The following is a 22,942-nucleotide window of genomic DNA, read 5'->3' on the forward strand; positions in this document are numbered from 1 at the left end:
CTCTGGAAATTCCCTCTGCCATCCCCCATCGAATCGCGTTCTTATGTTACCCCTGCGGATTCTCGTGCTGATTGCTCTCTGCTCGCTTGCCACGGTCGCTAGTGCTGCAGAACGCCCTAACATTGTTTGGATCATTGCCGATGACCTTAGTCCCGAGCTGGGGTGTTACGGCTACGAAGGGGTAGCGACCCCCAACATCGACCGGCTGGCGAATGAAGGGTATCGCTATACGGCGGCGTTTTCCACAGCGCCGGTCTGCTCGTCGTCGCGATCGGCGTTTATTACCGGCGTCTATCAAACGGCGACCGGAACGCATCATCATCGCACGGAGGTCAAGAAGCCGCTCCCCAGTCCGGTCGTTCCCATTCTCACGCTACTGCGAGATGCCGGTTACTACCTCAGTAACAGCAACAACAAGCTGACGCGTCCCGGCAAGACCGACTATAACTTCACCGCCGAGGATAAGTTGTTCGATGGGGTCGATTGGTCGCAACGAGAGAAGGGGCAACCTTTCTTCGCCCAGATTCAAATCCACGAACCACATCGACCTTTCGTGCAGGCCAAAGACATTACCCGGGCCGACCACGTCTCGATTCCTACCTATTACCCCGAACACCCAGTTATCCGTGCGGATTGGGCGAATTACCTCGCCAGTATCGAAGTGCTTGACGGGCATGTGGGTGCCGTGCTCAAGCGGCTTGAAGAAGAAAGGGAACTCGACAACACAGTTATCTTCTTCTTCGGCGATCACGGCCGGCCCCACTACCGTGGCAAGCAGTGGCTGTACGACGGGGGCATTCGCGTTCCGCTACTGGTGCGCTGGCCGGGACACACTCGGCCAGGCATCGTTAAGCCAGATATGGTCAGCCTTATCGATGTCAGCGCCGCCACCATCGCGGCTGCGGGCATTGAAATACCGGCGTGGATGAATGGTCGGAACTTTCTTTCTGCCGGCTACAAGGGAAGAGATATGATCTTCGCGGCACGCGATCGTTGCGGCGACGCGGTCGATCGTATTCGCTGCGTGCGGACCGATTCTTTCAAGTACATACGCAATGACTTCCCCGAGCTCCCATATTCCCAGACCAGCAGCTACAAAGATCTGCAATACCCGGGCATGACTGTCGCTCGCGCGTTGAAGCAGCAGGGGAAATTGAATGGCCCAGCAGAGGCATTCTGGGAAGAGTCACGTCCGTCGGAAGAGCTTTATGACTTGAATGCCGACCCCGACGAAACCCACAATGTGGCTGGAGATCCCAAGTACGAAAAGGTACTGACGGACCTGCGAAGTAATCTCGATCAATGGATCGCCGATACGAATGATCAAGGGTACAAGCCTGAACCGAAGCTCGAGGAAACGCTGAAGGCCAGTCAGAAGTGGTCGAGCAAAGCTTACCAGCAGCGCGGGTTCACACGGGATGTCGATCCGGAAGTTTATCTTGAGTGGTGGGAAAAAGAGCTGGGACTGAAATAACTCCCTAACTGGTCTCAGGCATGAACGTCGGCATGATGATTCCCTCAGGCCGCTTCCACTGGCCGCGAACCTGTGAGAAGTGCAGTTCGCAGTTTCGTGCTCCCCAGCTATACAGTTCCTGTACCAGCTGGCTCGCTTCCACCGGCACCAGCCAGACAGGCGCCCGGCCTGCGTGATGCTGAAGCTCGTAATAGATCAGCGCCGCGGCATCCTCTTCCGTGCGCATTACGCCCGGCCCGAGCATGTTCGAGCCGGGGTGAAACACGGATGCCAGGAAACCATCGATACCGCCGGAGGAGTTCTCGCTGACCGATACGTGCCATAGCCCGGATTCGTTTTCTAGAAAATGACGGTAGTCGTCCGGCCGTCGGATGTGATGGAGCTCTTCTTCCAGCGTTACAATCGCATCAAGATCATCCACGGATGCCTGGCGAACATGGTTCATCTTCTCAGGCGGCGTACCACGCTGGATTCCCTCTGCAGGCACTTCCAGGTACATGTCCTGAAAGGTCTTCCGAGGGACGAAGCCGGCTCGGTTATAGAGCGAGAAGGAATCAAGATTCATTGCGCTCGATACCAGACGCACTGGCTTGTCTTCTTTATCAGCGACCGCTATCACGAAGTCCAACAGCTTGCGTGCGATGCCTCCACCGAAGTGATCGGGATGGACGTTCATGATGCCCAAAGACACGTGCGTGGGGCGAGGATGATAGAAGCACGAGCCAGCCAACGTGCCGGTATCGTCGCACTGGGCCACGACGCAGCAGCCTGGATCGAGGGCTTCGTACACGTCGCAGAATACGCTGGCAACCGAAACATCGCCCGTGAAGATCGGTGGCCGGGCATGCGATTGGTACCAGGCGTTGGTCGAATGGTAAATCAGCGAAGTGACCTCATCCTGATCTTCGATTGTCATCGATCGAATCGTGTAGCTCGACATGCTTCGTCCTGAACACGGGCCTGTGGCGGGTTACCAAACTGCCGCTATTCTGCAACGAACGACTCGCGACTGCCACCCTCCTGGCAAGCCAGTGATTTTCGATCAGAAAAGTCTAGTGTTTTTTCAGGCGATCTACTAAAATGGCAATTCGGGCATTGGCAAATCATTGCGGACCCCTCCTCCGGTTTCCTTCCTACCCTTTTCAATCGTGGCTATCACATGTCTCAGATGGCTCACCACGTCTCCTTTATTCGACTTAGGACGTTCTCTTTTGCGCTGGTCGTTGTTTGTCTGCTGAGCGGTTATACGACTGCAGAGGATGACTCCAAGACAGCGAAGGTTCGCTTTGAAAAAGATATCTACCCGCTGCTTCATAAAGCTTGTTTTGAATGCCACGGGGCAGAATCGCAGGAAGCCGATCTGCGTGTTGACGAGCGCAGTGCGTTACTCGAATCCGGTAGCGTCGTGCCGGGCAAACCGGAAGAGAGTGAACTTTTGCGCCGCGTGACCTTGCCCAAAGGTCACGACGAGATCATGCCGGCGGTAGGTGATCCCCTCTCCGCCAGCGAGATTCGCTCGCTACGACAGTGGATTGCCAGCGGTGCCACCTGGCCGGAAGATTTTACTCCGCCCAAGCACTGGTCGTACGTCAAGCCCGAACGCCCTGCCCTGCCGCAGGTAAATGGCAAACAATGGGTGAAGTCGCCGATCGATCACTTTGTTCTCGCCAAGCTGGAAGAGGTGGGATTCGAGCCATCCCCGGCAGCCACACCAGAGAAGTTGATTCGCCGGGTACACTTCGATTTGACCGGCTTGCCACCGACGCCCAAGGAAGTGGAAGCCTTCCTTGCGGATCCATCGGAGGATAACTACCGGCAAATCGTCGACGAGCTATTGGCACGACCTCAGTTCGGTGAACGCTGGGCCAGGCCGTGGCTTGACCTGGCACGCTATGCCGACTCGCATGGTTTTCAGCGCGACGACCTCCGCGAGATCTGGGCGTATCGCGATTGGGTCATTCAAGCGATGAACGATGACATGCCGTTCGATCGCTTCACCGTCGAGCAAATTGCCGGCGATCTTCTGCCTGATGCAACCGAATCGACACGAATCGCCACCGGCTTTCATCGCTGTGCCCCCACCAACGTAGAAGCAGGCTCGCTGCCGGAAGAAACGCGCATCGAGCAAATCATTGATCGCGTTAACACCACCGGGGCCGTCTGGCTCGGAACGACCCTGGAATGCTGCCAGTGCCACGACCACAAGTACGATCCTTTTCCGATGAAGGATTATTACCGGATGCTGGCGTTCTTCAATAGCACCAAGCGCGAAGCCGACCGCACCAATCCCAAGCAGCCGAGCTCAATCGCATTTCAGGGGCCATCCATGAACCTGGCCGATCCGCAGAAGGAAGAGCGGCGCAAACAGCTTCAATCGCAGCAGTCCAAAGTCAAAGAGCAGCAAACGCAACGACGCGGAGAACTTGAAGCAGACTTAAAGACATGGGTCACCAGTATCGACGTCGAAGCGATGAAGGCAGTCCCCGATCCGGTGAAGAAGGCCATCGCCAAGGGGCCTGAGAAGTGGTCGGACAAAGAAGAAAAGACACTGCTCGACTTCTGTGTTGAGCAAGACGGTTCGAGCCAGAAACTAGGCAAGCAGCTCAACAAGATCGAACGCGACCTGAAAGCAGCCCAGCCTGATACCACGCTGGTAATGATCGAACTGGAAGAAATGCGTCCCACGCACATCTTCGAGCGTGGCAACTATCAAACGCCAGGTGAGCTCGTCGAGCCTGGCACGCCGGAGACGCTACATGCGATGCCGGAAGGTCCTGCTAATCGGCTGACGCTGGCCCATTGGTTGGCATCCCAAGAGAACCCACTGGTTGCCCGGGTGGTGGTCAATCGATGGTGGGCAGAACTGTTCGGCCAAGGGATCGTTGCCACGGAAGAAGACTTCGGCATCAAAGGAGAGTCACCAACCCATCCCCAGTTGTTGGATTGGCTGGCGGTCGAGTTCATGGAGAACGGTTGGTCGCGCAAGAAGCTTCTGCGCGAGATTGTCCTTTCCGCCACCTATCAGCAGTCGTCCCATCTGACCAAGCAGTTGCTCGAGCAGGACGATCAGAACAAGCTGCTTGCCCGCGGACCACGTTTGCGGATGGATGCTGAAATGATTCGGGACAACGCACTGGCTGTTTCGGGCCTGCTAAGCCTCAAGCAGTTCGGGCCTCCGATTCGTCCTTATCAACCTGATGGCATTTGGACCAAGGTGGGCGGACAGAAGTACAACTACCAAGTCAGCCCAGGTAGCGAACAGCATCGGCGTGGGATTTACGTTGTCCTAAAACGTGGATCTCCCTATCCGAGTTTCATGAATTTCGATGCGACTTCCCGGCTGGCATGCACCGTGCAGCGGTCTCGAACGAACACGCCGCTGCAGGCCCTCACCCTGCTGAACGATCCGGTCTATGTCGAAGCAGCCCAGGCATTGGCCAAGCGTATTCAGAACGAGACCGCGGATCAGCCGCTTGATCAACAGCTACGGTATGCGTTTCAGTTGTGTACGGCTCGTAAGCCGAGTGAATCGGAACTTGCTACCCTGCATAACCTGTTCGAATCGTCTGGCGATACCGATAAAGCGTGGTCTAACATCGCGACTGCCTTGTTGAACCTGCACGAAACCATCACGAAGGACTAGCACGACGCGATGAATACCCGCAACCAATCAACCGCCATGACGCGCCGCGGCTTTCTGCAGAACAGCGGCATCGGCTTTGGCGGTATCGCGCTGGCGTCCCTTCTTCAGCAAGATTCCAAGGCCGGAGTGTTGGCCCCGCATATCATGCCGCGGGCCAAGCATGTGATTTACCTGCACATGATCGGCGCACCGTCGCAGTTAGACCTGTTTGAACCGAAACCGGAGCTGGTCAAACGTCATAATCAACCTTGTCCGGCGGAAGTAACCAAAGATCGCGACTTTGCTTTTATCGGCAAGACGTCTACCCTCGCTGGCTCGCCGTTCAAGTATTCCAAGCACGGATCTTGCGGTCACAACTTTTCGGAACTGCTGCCACACCTGGCCGGGGTTTCCGATGAGATTGCAATGATCCATTCGATTCATACCGAAGAGATCAACCATGCCCCGGCACAGATGTTTTTGCATTCAGGGTTCGGTCGGGGTGGTCGTCCCAGTTTTGGTTCTTGGGTTTCGTATGGCCTCGGTTCGGAGAACGAAAATCTACCCGGCTATATCGTCCTATTAAGCGGCCCCAAAGGTGGTGCCGGCACGAGTTTATGGTCGAGTGGCTTCCTGCCGAGTATCCACCAAGGGATCCAGTTCCGCTCGGAAGGTGATCCCGTGCTATTTCTTTCCAGCCCGAAGGATCACACCACGCAGGATCGTCGCCGTGTTCTCGACGCGGTATCCGATCTCAACCGACAGCAGTTAGCGGCAACCAGCGATCCTGAGATTGAAACGCGGATCGAACAGTACGAGATGGCCTTCCGCATGCAGGCCTCGGTACCTGATCTGATGAACCTGGAAGGGGAAACGAAAGAGACGCTCGCGTTGTATGGGGCCCAACCAGGTAAAGCCTCGTTTGCGAATAACTGTTTACTCGCGCGTCGTTTGGTTGAACGAGGCGTGCGTCTGATCGAGCTTTACGATGCCGACTGGGACCACCATAGCGGTCTCGATAAACGCCTGCCTGAGAAATGCAAACAAACCGACCGGCCGATAGCCGCGTTGATATCCGACCTGAAACGCCGCGGCCTGCTGGACGATACGCTGATCGTATGGGGCTCGGAGTTCGGCCGGACGCCTCTTCGCCAAGGGGGAGACGCCAAGGGGAATTCGGTCGCTGGCCGAGATCACCACAAAGACGCGTTCACCATGTGGCTGGCTGGTGGCGGCGTGAAAGGTGGCGTCAGTCACGGGCGAACCGATGACTTCGGCATGGATATCATCGAGAATGGCGTCCACGTGCACGACCTCAATGCAACCATTTTGCACCTCTTGGGTATCGATCACGAGCGGCTCACGTACCGCTACCAAGGCCGAGAATTCCGTCTGACCGATGTCCACGGTGAGTTAATTCGACCGATCCTGGCGTAGGGGGCCGTGGCAAATACCTCAAATCATTGGACATTATCTACAAGGAAACTGCCCTGGAATGGGTGGTAGACTAAGAGTCCCTTGGTGGCCGGTCGCGGCTGCTTCGGTTCACCTTTGGGGCACGACGCCCTATTGAACCCCTCCTGAATTCCTCTTCCCATCTTGCCTTTTGCCCGACAAAGGATCCCGACCATGCGAACGATCGTGATCTCCGCCTGCGCTGCCTGCCTATTGATATGCCTGGTATCGGATTTACCAGGTGCCAATCCAGAAGGTTACCTTCCCAAGGGAAGTGATGGTCAGCTGCTGAATCTCGACTTCGAAACTGGCACCCTGAAAGACTGGTCGGCCGAGGGAGAAGCCTTCCAGCAGCAGCCAATCGAAGGGGACACGGTCAATCGTCGCCGCGGCGATATGAAGAGCCAGCACCAAGGCAAGTTCTGGATCGGCGGGTACGAACGCCTGCAAGACCAGCCGATTGGCAAGCTCACTTCGGTCCCATTTCAAGTCACGCATCCATGGGCAGCTTTCCTGCACAACGGTGGCTCCGACGGCAAGACGCGTGTCGAGCTCGTCGATGCGGCGAACGATAAGATCTTCTATTCCACCGTCGGCGAAGAACGCGAAAACATGCGACTGGTCGTGGTCGACTTGAAGGGGGTCGCTGGTAAGAAGATTTATGTTCGCCTGGTCGACGAGCATCGTGGCGGGTGGGGTCATCTGAACTTTGACAATTTTCGTTTTTACGACGAAGCTCCAGCCAAGCCGAAACCACCACAGAAGCCGCTGGTTGCCGATGACTACCCGCACGCAGGGCTTTCCGCCGAAGAAGCCGCCGCGGCGATGCAGTTGCCGGAAGGATTCTCGGCCATCGTGAGTGCCGCCGAACCGGACGTCACGCAGCCGATCGCCATGGCACTGGATGATCGCGGCCGACTTTGGGTTGCGGAAGCATTCGAATACCCACGCCGCGCCAAAGGAGATAGTGGACGCGATCGCATCCTGATTTTTGAAGACAACGACGGCGACGGCAAGTTCGATAGCCGGAAGGTCTTCTACGAAGGTTTGAATCTCGTCAGCGGACTGGAAGTTGGCTTTGGTGGTGTGTGGGTCGGCGCGGCTCCGTACCTGCTTTTCATTCCCGATGCCAACGGCGACGACGTCCCGGATGGCGAACCGAAGGTGCTACTCGACGGTTGGGGTTATCAAGACACACACGAAACGCTCAACGCGTTTATCTGGGGACCTGATGGTTGGCTTTATGGATGTCATGGCGTGTTCACCCATTCCAACGTCGGCAAGCCAGGTGCCCCCGATTCAGAGCGACAACGGATCAACGCCGGTATCTGGCGTTATCATCCAATTCGTCACGAGTTCGATGTCTTCTGCCACGGCACAAGCAATCCGTGGGGGGTCGACTTCAACGACTACGGTCAAGCTTTTGTCACCGCCTGTGTGATCCCGCATCTGTACCACATGATTCAAGGGGCACGTTACCAGCGTCAGGCCGGATCGCATTTCAACCCGCACACCTACAATGACATCAAGACGATTGCCGACCATCTCCATTACCTGGGGGCCACGCCGCACAGCGGCAACAACAAGTCGGACGAAGCAGGCGGCGGGCATGCCCACGCCGGCGCGATGATCTATCTGGGTGACCGCTGGCCCAAGCAGTATCGGGGCCAGATTTTAATGAACAACATTCACGGTCAACGTTTGAATGTCGATATTCTCAAGCCCGAAGGTTCCGGCTATGTCGGTAGCCACGGCCCCGACTTCCTGCTTACCCGCGATCGTGCTTCCCAGATTCTAAACATCCGATACCTGCCGGATGGGAATGCTTACATGATCGACTGGTACGACATGCAGGCCTGTCACAGTGGTAATCCCGAGGTGCACGACCGTAGCAACGGCCGTGTTTACAAGATCTGCTACGGTGACAGCCAGTCCGTTAAAGTCGACCTGCCTGGGAAGAGCGACCTCGAACTTGCCGAGATGACCCTGAACCCCAATGACTGGTACGTTCGCCACGCACGAAAAGTCTTGCAGTATCGAACAACCAGCCGCGCGATTGCCCCAGAGGCGATCAACCGACTGCAAGAGATCGCCGGCACGCATGCCGACGCCACGCGTCGCCTGCGAGCCTATTGGGCATTGCATACGATTGGTCAACTCGATGCCCAGAAGATCGAGCAGATGACCAGGGACGCGGACGCCTATGTTCGAGCCTGGGCGTTTCAGTTGGCCCTGGAAACGAATCCTCAGCCATCGAAGTCATTGGAGCAAACAATGGTTCGCCTGGCGAAAGAAGACCCTTCCCCAGTGGTTCGGCTCTACCTGGCATCGGCTGCGCAGCGGATGTCGCTCGATTCACGGTGGGACCTGCTTTCGGCGTTGACCTCGCATCCCGAGGATGCCCAGGATCACAACCTTCCGCTAATGTACTGGTACGCCGCTGAACCACTTGCGGATGCCGCCCCGGAGCGAGCCTTGGCGTTGGGCCTCGCCGCGAGCGAGTCGATACCTCAACTGGGTCAGTTCATGCTACGCCGCATCGGTAGCGGCGACTCGAAGAGCTCGCTGGCCACGCTGGTCAAGGGGCTTTCGACCGTTGATAACCCTGCTACTCAACTCACATTCCTGAAAGCCATGCGTGCGGCCTTGGCCGGCCAGCGGCAAGTTGCCACGCCGCCAGGGTGGGAAAGTGTTGGCGGCAAGCTTATGTCGAGTAATAACAGTGAGGTCGCTGTCGAGGCGACGGCCCTGGGTGTAACCTTCGGTGATGCCAACGCTCTTTCGCGAATGCGTAAGCTCGCTCAGGATGATAGCGCCAATCCAAACTCGCGAAACGCCGCGATCGAGGCTTTGCTTGCCGCTGCTGATCCTAACTTGCCGCGCACGCTTCAGGCACTGCTCAGCAATCCAACCTACCGCGAGATCGCGCTAAAAGGATTGGCCCAATACGACGATCCGGCCACGGATGGCAAGGTGCTTGCCCTGTACGGGCAGATGTCGCCCACGGCCAAGCGACTGGCGCTGGCAACATTGTGCTCGCGTCCTGCCTACGGCAAAACACTCCTCGCGACGATTGCCAAGGGAGACATTCCGGCTAGTGATCTGTCGGCCGACCTGGTTCGCCAACTATCGAACCTACAGGACAAGGAAATCGACACGCAACTCGGTACCGTCTGGGGTTCTATCCGTGATACCCCTGAAGAGAAGGCAAAGCTGATCGAGCAGTACAAGAAGCTGGTCGGTCAGAAGAGCCTTCCGAAGGCCGACCTGGAACTCGGTCGAGCTATCTTCGCCAAGACTTGCCAGCGCTGCCACACGTTGTACGGCGTCGGTGGAAAAGTTGGTCCTGATCTGACCGGCTCGAACCGGGCGAACCTCGATTACCTGTTGAGCAACATCGTCGATCCCAGCGCCGTGATGGCGAAGGAGTATCAGCCGTCGATCATCTTGTTGGATTCGGGACGCGTGCTCACTGGCATCGTTCGTAAGGAAGACGACAAGACGATCGTCCTAGAAACGGCCGAAGACTTGCTGACGCTTCCCAAGGAAGAAATCGAAGAACGTCGCCTTAGCGATAAGTCGATGATGCCAGACGATCAGCTACGCCCATTCTCGGATCACGACGTGCGTTCGCTCGTCGCTTACCTGCAAGGGAAAGGGCAAACGGCACTGCTGGCAACGCCCGAGAATGCCGTCGAACTATTCAACGGCACCGACTTGAAGGGGTGGACTGGCGACGCCGAACTTTGGTCGGTTGAAAATGGAGAGATCGTCGGCAAGACCGACAAAGGTATTCCGCACAACAGTTTTCTCATCAGTGACCTTACCGCCGAGAACTTTCGCCTGACCATGGAAATTCGACTGGTCAAGAACGAAGGGAACAGCGGCATACAGTTCCGCAGCCAGCCTCAGGCCGGTGGTTCCGTCAAAGGGTATCAGGCTGATGTCGGTGCCGGATGGTGGGGCAAGCTGTACGAAGAGCACGGCCGCGGATTACTCTGGGACAAGTCCGGCGAGGCACATCTGAAGCCAGATCAGTGGAACACCTACGAAATCGTTGCCAACGGCCACGACATCAAGACGCTCCTCAACGGCCAGCCGTGCGTCCAGCTTCACGACGACCAGGGAGCTCAGCGTGGCGTGTTTGCCTTGCAACTTCACTCAGGCGGGCCAACCGAGGTCCGATTCCGCAATTTGAAGTTGGAAATTCTTCCCTAAAACGCGTTCGGAGCGTCTCTCCTTCGAAAAACTACCTCGCTGACTCACCTTCAACTTGTCAGCGAGGTAGGATAGAGCATACGCTATGCGTTTCTCAGACTTGCCTGCACGACCTTCCTTCCTTTCGCTCTCCTCCCAGAAAACACAACTCATGACGACACTGTACTCCCGCGTTTTGCTTTCATTGATCATCGTCTTTGGCCTGGGCAGTTCCCTGTTTGCCGCAGACGAGCAGTTCCAGGTTTTGTTCAACGGCAAAGACCTTGCCGGTTGGAAGGGACACGACAAATTCTGGTCGGTCCAAGATGGAACCATCGTCGGGGAAACGACCTCGGAAAATCCCACCAAGGGGAATACGTTTCTCGTGTGGCAAGGCCCTGACCTTGGCGACTTCGAGTTTCGCTGCAAAGTGAAGTTCCAGGGGAACAACTCCGGTGTGCAGTATCGCAGCGAAATCGTCGACGCCGAAAACTATGTCCTCAAAGGCTATCAGGCCGACCTCCATCCCAAGCCTGAATACTTCGGCATGCTCTACGGCGAAAAGACTGGCCGGGGGATTATCGCGACCCGCGGAGAGCAAGTGGTGATCGATGCCGATGGTAAAAAGGAAATCACCGGTAAGGTCGGTGACGGTGCACAACTAACCGACGACGAATGGAACGACTTACGCATCGTTGTTGTTGGCAATCGTCTCATCCATCAGGTCAACGGCGTCACGACCGTTGACGTGACCGACAACAGCAAGCAAGTCATGCTCAAGGGTGCTCTCGGGCTGCAGCTTCACCAGGGCGCTCCGATGAAGGTCGAATTCCGAAATCTGCTTCTTCGCGAGCTAAAGGGAGACCAGGCTCAGGCCGTTCTTACAGAAGCGCTCGCGTCAGGCACACCGACCGAGAAGACCGCTTCCACCGCACCCACCGATGTGGCTCCTCAGACGAACGAAGCTTGGCTCACCAGTGAGCCGATCGCCAGGTGGATTTGGGCGAAGAACTCCCCAGACGGACACAAGCTCAACCTGCGCAAATCGTTTGAAGTGGCAGGCGACGTCAAATCGGCACGACTGTATGCCACCTGTGATAACAGCATGAAGCTGATCCTCAATGGCAAGCCTGTAAAAAGCAGCGACAACTGGCAAACACCCATCGAACTGAACATTACGAAATCACTTAAGCCCGGCAAGAACGTTCTGGCAGTCGCCGGAGAGAACGAAGGGGGCGTCGCCGCACTCGTTCTGAAGCTCGTCGTCGAGCTTGCCGATGGCACCAAGCAAACCATTGTTACCGACGAAAGTTGGAAGATCAGCGACGCAAAGACCAACGGTTGGGAACAGGTCGCATTCGACGATGCCAGCTGGACCAAGCCCACCATCAAAGGAACTCTGGGGGATGGCCCATGGGGTATCCCGAACTACACTTCCCAGGCACCCCAAGGGGAAGCCAAGGATCCGCTCAATCCGAAGAACATTCTGACCGCCCCAGGCTTCGTGGTTGATCACATCTACACCGTTCCTAAAGAACAAGGTAGCTGGGTTTCACTGACCATTGACCCGAAAGGCCGTTTCTACGCATGCGACCAAGGTGGAGCAGGCCTCTTCCGAATCACTGTTCAAGAGAACGAGCAGCCACTGATCGAGCCTGTCTCGGTCGACGCCCTCAAGTCGATTTCGGGCATTCAAGGAATGATCTGGGCGTTCGATAGCCTGTGGGTCCATCGTAACGGTGGTCACCTGTATCGTTTGACCGACACCAACGGCGACGACAAGCTCGACACGGCAGAAGAAATCCCTGGCGGAACCGGCGGTGGCGAACACGGCAACCATGCGGTGATCGTGACCGAGGATGAACGTGAACTTTATCTCGATGGCGGCAACCATGCCCCGCTCGGCGAATTCAAGAATACGCACGTGGCAAGCTGGAATGAAGACCTGCTGCTGCCACGGATGTGGGATGCCAACGGGCATGCTCGCGGCCGACTCGCCCCTGGCGGATGGGTGACACGCCTGAATCCTGAAACCAAAGAACAGACGGTCTACACGATCGGCTTCCGCAATCAGTACGACATCGATAAGAATCGCTTCGGCGATGTCTTCACCTACGATGCCGACATGGAATGGGACTTGGGCCTGCCATGGTATCGTCCGACCCGAATCTGCCATGTGGCCAGTGGTGCCGACTACGGGTGGCGAAGCGGTTCCGGCAAGTGGCCTGCCTACTACGAAGATAGCGTTCCGCCAGTAGTGGATATCGGTCCTGGCTCGCCGACCGGCGTTGTTTCCGGTACGGGAACCGTCTTCCCGACTCGCTACCAGGATGCCTTGTTCGCACTCGACTGGACCTTCGGCACGATTTATGCGATTCACATGAAACCGCACGGTGCCGGCTATCAAGGCGAGGCCGAGCCATTCACTTTTGGCTCACCATTGCCAGTGACTGACGCAATTGTGGGCAAAGATGGTGCGTTGTACTTCACCATCGGTGGTCGCGGTACTCAGTCGGCCATGTTCCGTGTTCGCTATATCGGCAACGAGTCGCTCGATGCTCCGAGCGAAGTCGATCCGGTCGCCGCCGAAGCTCGCATGAAGCGACGACACCTGGAAGCATTCCACGGCACGAAAGCTCCTGCAGCGGTCGAGTTTGCCTGGCCGCTTCTCGCCAGCGAAGATCGTTTCCTGCGAAACGCAGCACGCGCCGCGATCGAAAGCCAACCTGTCGACACGTGGGCCGCTTCAGTGTTTGCCGAACAAGATCCGCAGGCTCACATTACTGCCGCTGTTGCATTGGCACGCACGGGTGACCAGTCGCATCGTGCACCTCAAATCGCAAGTCTCGTGAAAATGGATGCCAAGTCGCTCGACAAGGGTCAGCTGCTTGGTCTGCTGCGTGCCTATGCACTGACCTTCATTCGATTGGGAGCTCCGACCGAAGCAGAGCGAAAACAGGTAATTGCCCAGATCGATCCTCTGCTTCCCAGTAAAGATGCTGACATCAACACCGAGCTGATTCGCGTGCTCACCTATCTGCGTGCCGACAGTGTCGTTGCCAAGACCATGGCGTTGATCGAGCAGCGTTCGACTCCGGAGATTCCGAACTGGTCGACTCTGGCTACTCGCAATGCCCGGTACGGTGGAACGGTGAACGCACTGCTCAGCAACCATCCGCCAACTCGCGAACTTGGTTATGCATTCATCCTGCGAAACATGCGCAACGGTTGGACGCTCGATCAGCGTAAAGCTTACTTCACCTTCCTGAACGAAGCCGCCAAGGCCTCGGGGGGTGCCAGCTTCCCAGGCTACCTCACTCGCATTCGTGACGAAGCACTCGGCAACTGCACCGACTCCGAACGCAAAGCGTTGGAATCGATCACTGGCGAAGACTTCAACCCAGTGCCAGACTTCGCGATCGCCAAGATCGAAGGCCCCGGCAAAGTGTACACGCTCGATTCGGCCATGGCTGCCGTTCGTGGCAAGCCGAACTTCGAACGTGGCCGTTCCCTCTTCTTCAGTGCCACGTGCGGAAAGTGCCATCGCCTGGGAACGCTCGGTGGTAGCATCGGCCCCGACCTGACCAGCATTCCGCATAAGTTTGATGAGCGATACGTCGTCGAAGCAATCGTTGAACCAAGCAAGCACATCTCCGATCAGTACGGATCGTCGATCGTGCAGTTGGACAGTGGGCGCGTGGTGACAGGCCTGCTGGTCGAAAACGACGACGAAGTGACGATCTACCCGAATGAGCCCAATGCCGAACCGGTGAAGGTCTCGCGAGACGAGATCGAAGAAGTTCAACCTTCGCCGGTATCGCAAATGCCCAAGGACTTGCTCAACCCACTCAGCCCGGAAGAAGTTCGCGATCTGGTGAACTACCTGATGGCATCGGGCAATCCGAAGGACAAACGCTACAACAAGGGCAAGTAGTCGCCTGCCGCTCACACCTTTCCGCGCGATCCGCCGGCACTGGGCTTGCGGATCCACTGGGCTTGCGGATCGCAGTGACCAAGCAATTAAAAACGTTCTGGGTATGTATGGCCGAAAAGGTCTCGTCAGCCCAGTGTGGAGCGGGAAGTACGTACACGTGCAACGGGCATTTGCTGCCCGAATAAATCTTTCCAAAGTTTTCTGTCCAAATTCAGCGTGTTAGGCTCTAACTACCAGGAGACCTAGTTCATGGCTGATTTTGACGAAAAAACTGATTGCGCACCCCCCAGTCCTTCCGGGCGGGACGAAGAGTTCGTGCAGCTATTCACGCTGAATCAGCACCGGATCTACATCTACCTGGTCAGCCTGGTCCACGATCAGAACGCGGCAGACGACATCTTCCAAGAGACAATGCTAGTACTGTGGCGCGAGTTCGAGCGGTTTGAGCCAGGGACTAACTTTATGGCCTGGTCGTGCACGGTAGCCCTGAACCAGGTCCGCGCATGGCGCAAGAAACAACAGCGTGACCGACTTCAGTTCTCCGACGAGTTTCTCGAAGCATTGAGCCAGGAACTCGATTCCAGCACCGACTACCTGCAGCGCCGCTACGAAATGCTGCGAAATTGTATCGCCAAGCTTCCACAGCATCATCGTCAGCTAATCGCCTACCGCTATTCGTCAGGGCATGCGATTAACGAAATCGCAGAACAGACCCAACGTAGTATCGACGCCGTTTATCGTTTGCTCAGTCGTATTCGGCGAACTCTGCAAGACTGTGTGACCGACCAACTCGTCATCGAGGACGCGTGATGAACGCCCCTGAACATCTCGAAGAATTCCGCGTACTTTGCGATAAGCTTCTCGAAGATCGCATCACCGCTGATGAGATGACGCGGCTCGAAATGCTGTTCCTGTCGTCGCAACCCCTGCGGCGCGAGTTTATCGAGCTTTCGCATCTGCATGCCTCGTTGTCATCCATGGCACGTAAAGCTGGCTGGCAGGCGATTCTTGACGGCGAGGCCCCCATGCCCAGCACGTCCGAAATTTCTGCGAAGCAGACCGCAACAGGCGGCAAGACTCGCATTTGGACGGCAGTCGCCGCGACCCTGGCCTTGGCCCTTTCGCTGGTGATGATCCTCCGCCCTGCGCCACCAGCCACCGAAGACCTTACGTTCGCCACCATCTCGACCACCGATGGCAGCCGCTGGATCTCCGCTTCTATCCCTACGGCCAACGATACCCGCGTTGGTGCTGGCCGCGTTCACCTTGCCGATGGGATCGCGAAGTTCGTCTTCGATAATGGAGCCAAGGTCGAGATCGAAGGCCCTGCTGATTTCGAGATCTTTAGTGATATGAAATGCGAGCTATATATCGGCAAGCTAGTCGCCACGATGAGCGCGACCTCGACAGGGTTTTCGATTGAAACGCCTGATGCGTTGCTCATCGACCAAGGGACCAGCTTCGGTGTGAACGTGACCGAACAAGGCACAGCGAGCCTGCAGGTATTCGATGGCCTGGTCGATATCGAGCACCACAACAGCGGCACCAAGCTTTCGATTCGTGAGCAAGAAGCGGCTGAGATTTCGGAACAAGGAGTCTCCAAGTATTCCAATTTCACCGAAGCATTCCGCAGTGGATTCAGTAGGCCGGACACCGAAGAGGAGCGACGCCAGATTCAGCTCACAACTGCCACCGGTGCCGGGCAAGACCAATGGATCATACGCGATCCCAGCGAACGCTACGGCCCTGATGACTTGCTGATGACCAAGCTCGCCAAACGGGAATTCAAAGGATTCGATCGCAAGATCTACCTACAGTTCGACCTTTCCAAGATTGACTTTCCCCGGATAGAAGAGGCCTCGTTGACGATGACCGCTTCGCCAACCGGCATCGGCTATGCATCGCGGATGCCCAACGCCACCTTCGAGGTCTATGCTCTGACAGACGACCAACTCGATGCCTGGGCAATGGATGACTTAACCTGGGAAAACGCCCCGGCAAATGTCTCCGAAGGGGATCAACTGGATGAAAGTAAAACCAGGTCGCTCGGCACGTTCACAATTCCCCGAGGACAAACACAAGGCGCGTTCTCCCTTTCCGGTGCTCCCTTGCTGGACGTGATCAAGACAGACGCAAACCGCCTCGTAACCCTGATTATCGTCCCTAAAACACGGGAAACGATCAGCGGTGCAATGGTGCATGGCTTCGCCGCCGGCAACCACTTAACCTTGCCCCCACCTACCCTTCGGCTCATCATGGAGAAATAGTTTTGTCCCTTTCCAACTTTCCCCCCAACATCATCAACGCCATGGCTGACATGCGACTTACCTGTGTCACGTTAATCCTAGCGGTTACTCTCTCTAGCATTCTGATGGCAGACGAGAAGACGGCCGAGACCAAGCCGCGCAGCATCAGCGGGATTTTTCCTCACCTCGCGTATTGGAATGATCACGGTGAGTGCGGAACCGGCGCAGTAGTGCCGTGGGCAGGCAAACTGTGGGTGATCACCTACGGCCCGCACTTCCCCAAGGGATCGACCGACAAGCTCTACACGATCAGCCCCGACATGCAGATCGAGACCTTCGAAGGCAGCGTGGGTGGGACGCCAGCCAATCGCATGATTCACAAGGAAACGAATCAACTGCTGATCGGCCCGTATGTGATCGACGAGAAAGCAAACATTCGAGTCATTACCCCCGAGGCCATGCCAGGTCGGCTGACGGGCAATGCTCGGCACTTGTTCGACCCGGCCGGCAAAGTCTATTACGCGACGATGGAAGAAGGCTTCTACGAAGTCGACATGAAGACGCTGGACGTGACGGAACTCTTCCAAGACGACCAGTCGCACGGCAAGAACGTGGGCCCCGATCCGACCGCCCATGATGTCCCCTTCGCCGCTCTGCCAGGTTATCACGGCAAAGGGCTATACTCGGGACAAAATCGTCTCATCTATGCCAACAACGGCGAAGCCTCCGGGCTCGCTCGATCGCGCCCCGATATCCCTTCCGGCTGTCTGGCCGAGTGGGATGGCAAAAGCAAAACGTGGCAGGTAGTTCGCCGCAATCAGTTTACCGACGTCCGAGGTCCTGGCGACCTGCAGGGGAACCCCAATCCCGAGACCGACCCGGTCTGGGCCATCGGGTGGGATCATCGCTCGCTGCTGCTGATGCTCTTGGATGGTGGCAAGTGGTACACATACCGTCTTCCGAAGGCCTCGCACTGCTACGACGGTGCCCATGGCTGGAATACAGAATGGCCTCGTATCCATGACATTGGCGAAACCGATTTCGTGATGAACATGCACGGCATGTTCTGGCATTTCCCCAAAACGTTTACCCATGCCAACTCCTCTGGCATCTCCCCGCGATCGACTTACCTGAAGGTGATTGGCGACTATTGCCGCTGGAACGATCAGCTTGTGTTCGGCTGCGACGACGCGGCTCAAAGCGAGTTCCTGAATACCCGCAGGGCCAAAGGCAAGGTCGCCGGGCCTGGGCAATCACACTCGAACCTGTGGTTCACCTCGACCGACATCCTGGACAAGTTGGGGGCCCCCATCGGTCGCGGCAGTGTCTGGCTCAAAGACGAGGTCAAAGCAGGCACGTCGTCCGATCCATACCTGTTCTCTGGCTTCCAGCGTCGATCACTTTGCTTGTTTCACGACTCGAAGGTACCGGTAACGTTCACCTTGGAAGTCGACCGAGACGGCAACGACAAGTGGACCGAGCTGACAACCATAACGGTACCTGCCGGCAAAACCGTCTGGCATGCTTTCCCCCAAGATGAAGCTGGCGTCTGGCTGCGTATCTCTGCCGATCAAGACTGCGCCCAGGCAACCGCTCAGTTCCATTACGCGAACGAAGACAAGCGTGACTCGGAAGCCGCGGCAATCTTCCAGGGGCTACGCAAGCCAGGTTCAAGCAGCTACTCGGAAGGGATCGTTCGTGTTCGCGGTAATCGCCTGCAAACGATGTCGTTCGCAGCCACCGAGGTAGTTGATGGCAAGCCCGTCCATGAAGGGCTGTATGAAATGGATGCCAATTTGAGTCTGGTCGATATTAACGATCAAACCGCTTTTGACTGGACGCATGACAACGCCCCGATCCCCGAAGGTGTGCTTGAGTTTGACGCAGCTTCGATTCTGTACGTCGATGATGAAGGGAATCGCTGGCGTCTGCCACGCAGCAGCAAGACCGAAGATACCGGTTTCAGCCCAATGCGTATCTCGCGAGAAGTCGCCACCGAACGCGACCTCTTCAACTGTGGTGGCACATTCTATGAACTGCCTGCCCGCAACGCGAACGGGATCGCCAAGATTCGCCCGGTATGCAGTCATCCGTTCTCTATTAACGATTACTGCAGCTACCGCGGCATGATGATTTTAACCGGCGTCGATAGCGATGCCCAAGGCGAACACATCATTCGCTCGGATGATGGTCGCGTGGCCGTCTGGGCAGGTGTGATCGACGATCTATGGAAGCTCGGCAAGCCTGTTGGGGTGGGAGGACCATGGAAGAATAGCCAGGTCACCGCCGGCACCCCTTCGGATCCCTACCTGATGACCGGTTACGATAAGATGTCACTCACCGTTTGGAGCGACGTGCCCACCGACATCCACGTGGAAGTTGACATCGATGGAACCGGCACCTGGCGCACCTACAAGACGCTGAGTCTTGGGAAAGGTGAAAGCAAGACGCTGGCGTTCCCTGACGAGTTTCAGGCCTACTGGATCCGCCTGGTATCAGCCAAGGACGCGACCGTCACCGGGCAGCTCACCTACGAGTAGTTGCCCTTCACTGCGAAATTACGTCAGCGGCAGTTTCGTTGCCGCTGGCTGATGACTAAGGATTCAGGAATTTTCCGCAATCCGCTGCCCCCTAACTTGATTATGGCTCACCACCCGGCCAAAATGCGGACGTCTTGGATGGACGATCTTTTCTGCAACATGGCGTGAGATGGATGTCATGATATCGATCGATGAGGATTTCATCGCGGCAGCAGCTCCCAATGCAGCAGCAGCCAAGAATGGACGCGGACTCGTACTGAAAAACAAGTTTATTGCCCTGCACCACTCCGACGACAACTCGCTGTTGTTCGGCGAGTGTCAGGGAAGCGGCAAGACGCCCTATCTTTGCTCAGCCGACTTTACCAATCCCGAGTCGGTCACCTATCGCTGCAGTTGCCCCAGTCGGCAGTTTCCCTGCAAGCATTCACTGGGACTCCTGTACGCCTACGTTGAAGGCAAATCGTTTACGCCTGGCGAAGTCCCTGAGGCGTTACAAGAGAAACGAGAAAAAGCCGCGGCGAGGGCCGAGAAGAAAAAGGAAGATGCCACTAAGCCACGGAAGGTGAACAAGTCGGCCTTGGCCAAGAAGATCAAAGCCCAGCTCGATGGGCTCGATCTTTTGGAAAAGCTGACTTTCGACCTGGTACGACTAGGTATCGGCAACATGAACGCCAAGTCTGCCAGGGAAATCGAGAAGCAGGCCAAGCAATTAGGCAACGCCTACCTGCCTGGTGCCCAGTCGGCACTGCACGATTACACGAAACTCTTCTTCGATGAGGATGAAGTCAAAACCACTGCAAGCCAGGAAGCCGCCTATAGCGAAGCGCTCGACCAGTTAGGCCGGCTACATTCGCTGGTCAAACAAGGTCGCTCGTATCTTCACACCCGCCTGGACGATCCCGAACTGGCTCCGGAAACAGAAAGTTCGATTGCGGCCTGGCTCGGTCACGCCTGGCAGCTTCGCGAACTGAAAGACGCAGGCCTGGTGCAAACCAAAGTGGAACTCGTTCAGCTGGCATTCAACAGCTACGACGACGTGGCTCGCCGTGAATGGGTCGATACCGGAACCTGGATGAATCTGAGCACTGGGGCCATTCAGCTTACCCAGAACTACCGCCCTTACTCTGCGGCGAAGCATATCAAAGCGGAGGATAGTTGCTTCAAAATCGTCCAGGTAAGCGAACTGTGCGTCTACCCTGGAGACGTGAATCCACGCATTCGCTGGGAAGGGATGATCATGCGTGCGCTGGAAGAAAAGGACTTCCAGAAAATCTGCAGCTTCGCCCATGACAGCTTTGCCGACGTCATCAAACAGGTAAAGAATCAGCTCAAGGCACCGCTGGCCGATAAGCTGCCTGTGTATGCGTTGAATTTTGATCGCATTGGCCGAGTAGGGAACGATTTGGTCGTGCAAGATACCCAGGGTCAGCGTCTGGTTCTGACCGAAAAGGGTCTCGCCGAAGAGCCGAGTACCTGTAATCTTCTGCCACTGTTGCCGTCGTCGCACCTGGCCAAACAAACGCTGATAGCACGATTTCGTCATGACCTCGACACGCGTAAGCTGCAGGTCAAGCCGTTGTCGATCGTCACTTCTACTTCGATCGACCGCCTTACGTATTAACGTCGCATACCCAAATTGGTTGGAGGAGTCTTCCGATGAGTATCGCGGTTCTCGCCCAGGTTTACGACGAAGTGCGTCGTCTTTCGATTGCCGGCAGCAGCGTCGCCCCAGGCGACTTTCGCCTGAAGAAACTGATTACTCCGCTGGAAAAGTCCGGGGAAAAAGCACCGGTCTTCAAGAAGGTTGCTGAATCGGTCAGCAAGGTCGTCGAGAGCAACGAAGCCACTTCCGCTGAAGCTTTGCTCGATTTAAGCACGCTCGTCAATGCGATTCTATATACGCAAGGCGAAGTCGGAACCGAGGGGGAACTGGAACCCGTCGAGCAAATCGGCGCAGGCCTGCTACCCAAACGGACTCCGGCCAGTCTGATGAAATCCGTTGCCACGGCATTGACCACCTCCGGCTCGGGGCGTCTGGAACTGTTGCAAGAATCGCTTTCCCAAGATCCATTCCCCGATCCGCGGCTCCTTGGGCCAGCTATCGATGCACTCGATGGTTCGTACCATGAAGTAGGCGATTTGGTCGAGCGGACCATCCTGCCGCAGTATGGCAAGGCGATTGTTCCCATCGTACTCGAGAAGTTCGACCGCAAAGGGGGTGCAGGCGATGCCCGTCGACTTTCGCTCCTGCATCAGGTCGATCCCGATGGCACCGAATCGATCATCCATGAAGTGCTTGAAGATGGATCGAGCGAAGTAAAGATCGTGGCGATCTCGAAGCTACGAGATCCCAAGAACGTCCCCTTTCTGATCGAACAGTCGAAGGCCAAGGCCGCCAAGGTACGCGACGCGGCGTTCTCGGCACTTGCCGGAATTGAAAGCAGCGACGCGGCGAAATACCTCATCGAGCGAATACGAGAGAAAGGACACTTGCGGGCAGTTCGCGAGGGGCTTAAAAGCCGACACCCGGACGCCGTGACGGTACTGTTGGACGAAACACGTAAAGCGTGGCAAACACTGCTCGATACCAAAGAGGCTGACAAGAAGGCACACGAGGCCGCTCACACGCGCCTTGTTACACTCTTGGAAGCTTTAGAGAAACGTACCGACAAAGAAACCGAAAAGCTTCTTCTGGAACTGTTCCCTCAGCGTGCGGCCATAACCAAGGCCGAGGGTAAAAACGGCACCAAAACCTGCTCCGACCACGTCCTGGCCCGCATGTCCGAATGCAGTAACAAGACGCGCGAGTTGCTCATCGCCGAACACGCAACCTACGAGGATTATGAACTAGCCATTGCTGCCGAAGCAACATTAAAGCAAGGGACTCCGGCTCAGTTCTACGAAGTCTTCCACATCTACCTTGTGAACGCCAAGACGGCGAAATCAAAGAAGCGGGAAGCCCAGTCCAAGGCCGAAGCCATCAGTCAGGTCATTTGTAATCAGGTTCAGTCCATCTACCACTACTGGTACAACCTCAATAACAGTGAACGAGAACAAGAAGCTATTCGCAATCGCGAAAAAATGGACCCGCGTTGGCTCGACCTGGCCACAAAGCACGGATACATGGAGATCGTCTACGTGCTGGCGCGACCGGGGCACAAGGAATGCCACAAGGCACTTGAGTCTGAACTGAAAAGCAGACTGAAAAAGAAAACGGTCGCTTACCATCTGATGGACGTCATGCTGGCCATCGTCCGCTCGGAGCATCCCGATTCAGCGGACCTGATCATTGAAACGATCCGCGACACAAGCAAGCGTGGCACGGCATATTTTGGATATGCCTTGGCGCGGTTCATTCCTGCCCTCGACAAAAGTGCTTTGCCTAAGCTCGAAGCTCTGCTCGGTGAACTTCCCGAGAACGAAGCGGATCACTACGTCGAGGCGGTGGCCGAATTGAAAAACCGACGCTGATAC

At 56.4% G+C, this 22,942-nt stretch carries 11 protein-coding genes; 10 read left to right on the top strand and 1 reads right to left on the bottom strand.

Annotated features, from left to right (window positions below; translation table 11 throughout):
• Positions 1 to 43: 43 nt before the first annotated feature.
• The gene (locus C5Y96_RS26120) at positions 44 to 1,474 is read left to right on the top strand and encodes a sulfatase (RefSeq protein ID WP_105359530.1); all 1,431 of its coding nucleotides are present in this window, start codon (positions 44 to 46) and stop codon (positions 1,472 to 1,474) included.
• A gap of 4 nt (positions 1,475 to 1,478) precedes the next feature.
• Here C5Y96_RS26120 and C5Y96_RS26125 read toward each other — a convergent pair whose 3' ends face one another.
• On the bottom strand, positions 1,479 to 2,414 hold the full coding sequence (locus C5Y96_RS26125) for a GNAT family N-acetyltransferase (protein ID WP_199188806.1): 936 nt from the start codon (positions 2,412 to 2,414) through the stop codon (positions 1,479 to 1,481).
• Positions 2,415 to 2,633: 219 nt separating this feature from the next.
• Here C5Y96_RS26125 and C5Y96_RS26130 point away from each other — a divergent pair, with 219 nt between their 5' ends.
• From C5Y96_RS26130 to C5Y96_RS26170, 9 genes are all read left to right on the top strand, one after another.
• On the top strand, positions 2,634 to 5,117 hold the full coding sequence (locus C5Y96_RS26130; RefSeq protein WP_105359531.1) for a PSD1 and planctomycete cytochrome C domain-containing protein: 2,484 nt from the start codon (positions 2,634 to 2,636) through the stop codon (positions 5,115 to 5,117).
• 9 nt (positions 5,118 to 5,126) lie between these two features.
• Positions 5,127 to 6,533 carry a DUF1501 domain-containing protein gene (locus C5Y96_RS26135; RefSeq protein WP_105359532.1) on the top strand — a complete coding sequence of 469 codons (1,407 nt, stop codon included), beginning with the start codon at positions 5,127 to 5,129 and terminating at the stop codon, positions 6,531 to 6,533.
• 192 nt (positions 6,534 to 6,725) lie between these two features.
• Positions 6,726 to 10,769, top strand: a complete 4,044-nt coding sequence (locus C5Y96_RS26140) for a PVC-type heme-binding CxxCH protein (RefSeq protein ID WP_105359533.1) — start codon at positions 6,726 to 6,728, stop codon at positions 10,767 to 10,769.
• A 151-nt stretch (positions 10,770 to 10,920) separates the two neighbouring features.
• Entirely contained in the window at positions 10,921 to 14,682 is a 3,762-nt protein-coding gene (locus tag C5Y96_RS26145; protein WP_105359535.1) for a family 16 glycoside hydrolase, read from the top strand.
• 249 nt (positions 14,683 to 14,931) lie between these two features.
• Positions 14,932 to 15,492: a sigma-70 family RNA polymerase sigma factor gene (locus tag C5Y96_RS26150; protein WP_105359537.1), complete on the top strand. Its 561-nt coding sequence runs from the start codon at positions 14,932 to 14,934 to the stop codon at positions 15,490 to 15,492.
• The gene (locus C5Y96_RS26155) at positions 15,492 to 16,949 is read left to right on the top strand and encodes a hypothetical protein (protein ID WP_105359539.1); all 1,458 of its coding nucleotides are present in this window, start codon (positions 15,492 to 15,494) and stop codon (positions 16,947 to 16,949) included. Before C5Y96_RS26150 ends, C5Y96_RS26155 begins: the two co-directional genes overlap by 1 nt.
• A gap of 2 nt (positions 16,950 to 16,951) precedes the next feature.
• Positions 16,952 to 19,468, top strand: coding sequence for a hypothetical protein (locus C5Y96_RS26160; protein ID WP_199188807.1), 2,517 nt, complete (start codon positions 16,952 to 16,954; stop codon positions 19,466 to 19,468).
• A 178-nt stretch (positions 19,469 to 19,646) separates the two neighbouring features.
• A complete protein-coding gene (locus C5Y96_RS26165) occupies positions 19,647 to 21,089 on the top strand; it encodes an SWIM zinc finger family protein (RefSeq protein WP_105359862.1) in 1,443 nt (480 codons plus the stop codon).
• A gap of 35 nt (positions 21,090 to 21,124) precedes the next feature.
• The gene (locus C5Y96_RS26170) at positions 21,125 to 22,939 is read left to right on the top strand and encodes a HEAT repeat domain-containing protein (RefSeq protein WP_105359541.1); all 1,815 of its coding nucleotides are present in this window, start codon (positions 21,125 to 21,127) and stop codon (positions 22,937 to 22,939) included.
• Positions 22,940 to 22,942 lie beyond the last annotated feature (3 nt).

The sequence above is a fragment of the Blastopirellula marina genome, assembly GCF_002967715.1.
Taxonomy (GTDB): Bacteria; Planctomycetota; Planctomycetia; order Pirellulales; family Pirellulaceae; genus Bremerella; species Bremerella marina_B.

Excerpts from the sequence above, each read along its gene's own strand:
- C5Y96_RS26120 (WP_105359530.1), top strand. The coding sequence starts at position 44 with ATGTTACCCCTGCGGATTCTCGTGCTGATTGCTCTCTGCTCGCTTGCC.
- C5Y96_RS26125 (WP_199188806.1), bottom strand. The coding sequence starts at position 2,414 with ATGTCGAGCTACACGATTCGATCGATGACAATCGAAGATCAGGATGAG.
- C5Y96_RS26130 (WP_105359531.1), top strand. The coding sequence starts at position 2,634 with ATGTCTCAGATGGCTCACCACGTCTCCTTTATTCGACTTAGGACGTTC.
- C5Y96_RS26135 (WP_105359532.1), top strand. The coding sequence starts at position 5,127 with ATGAATACCCGCAACCAATCAACCGCCATGACGCGCCGCGGCTTTCTG.
- C5Y96_RS26140 (WP_105359533.1), top strand. The coding sequence starts at position 6,726 with ATGCGAACGATCGTGATCTCCGCCTGCGCTGCCTGCCTATTGATATGC.
- C5Y96_RS26145 (WP_105359535.1), top strand. The coding sequence starts at position 10,921 with ATGACGACACTGTACTCCCGCGTTTTGCTTTCATTGATCATCGTCTTT.
- C5Y96_RS26150 (WP_105359537.1), top strand. The coding sequence starts at position 14,932 with ATGGCTGATTTTGACGAAAAAACTGATTGCGCACCCCCCAGTCCTTCC.
- C5Y96_RS26155 (WP_105359539.1), top strand. The coding sequence starts at position 15,492 with ATGAACGCCCCTGAACATCTCGAAGAATTCCGCGTACTTTGCGATAAG.
- C5Y96_RS26165 (WP_105359862.1), top strand. The coding sequence starts at position 19,647 with ATGATATCGATCGATGAGGATTTCATCGCGGCAGCAGCTCCCAATGCA.
- C5Y96_RS26170 (WP_105359541.1), top strand. The coding sequence starts at position 21,125 with ATGAGTATCGCGGTTCTCGCCCAGGTTTACGACGAAGTGCGTCGTCTT.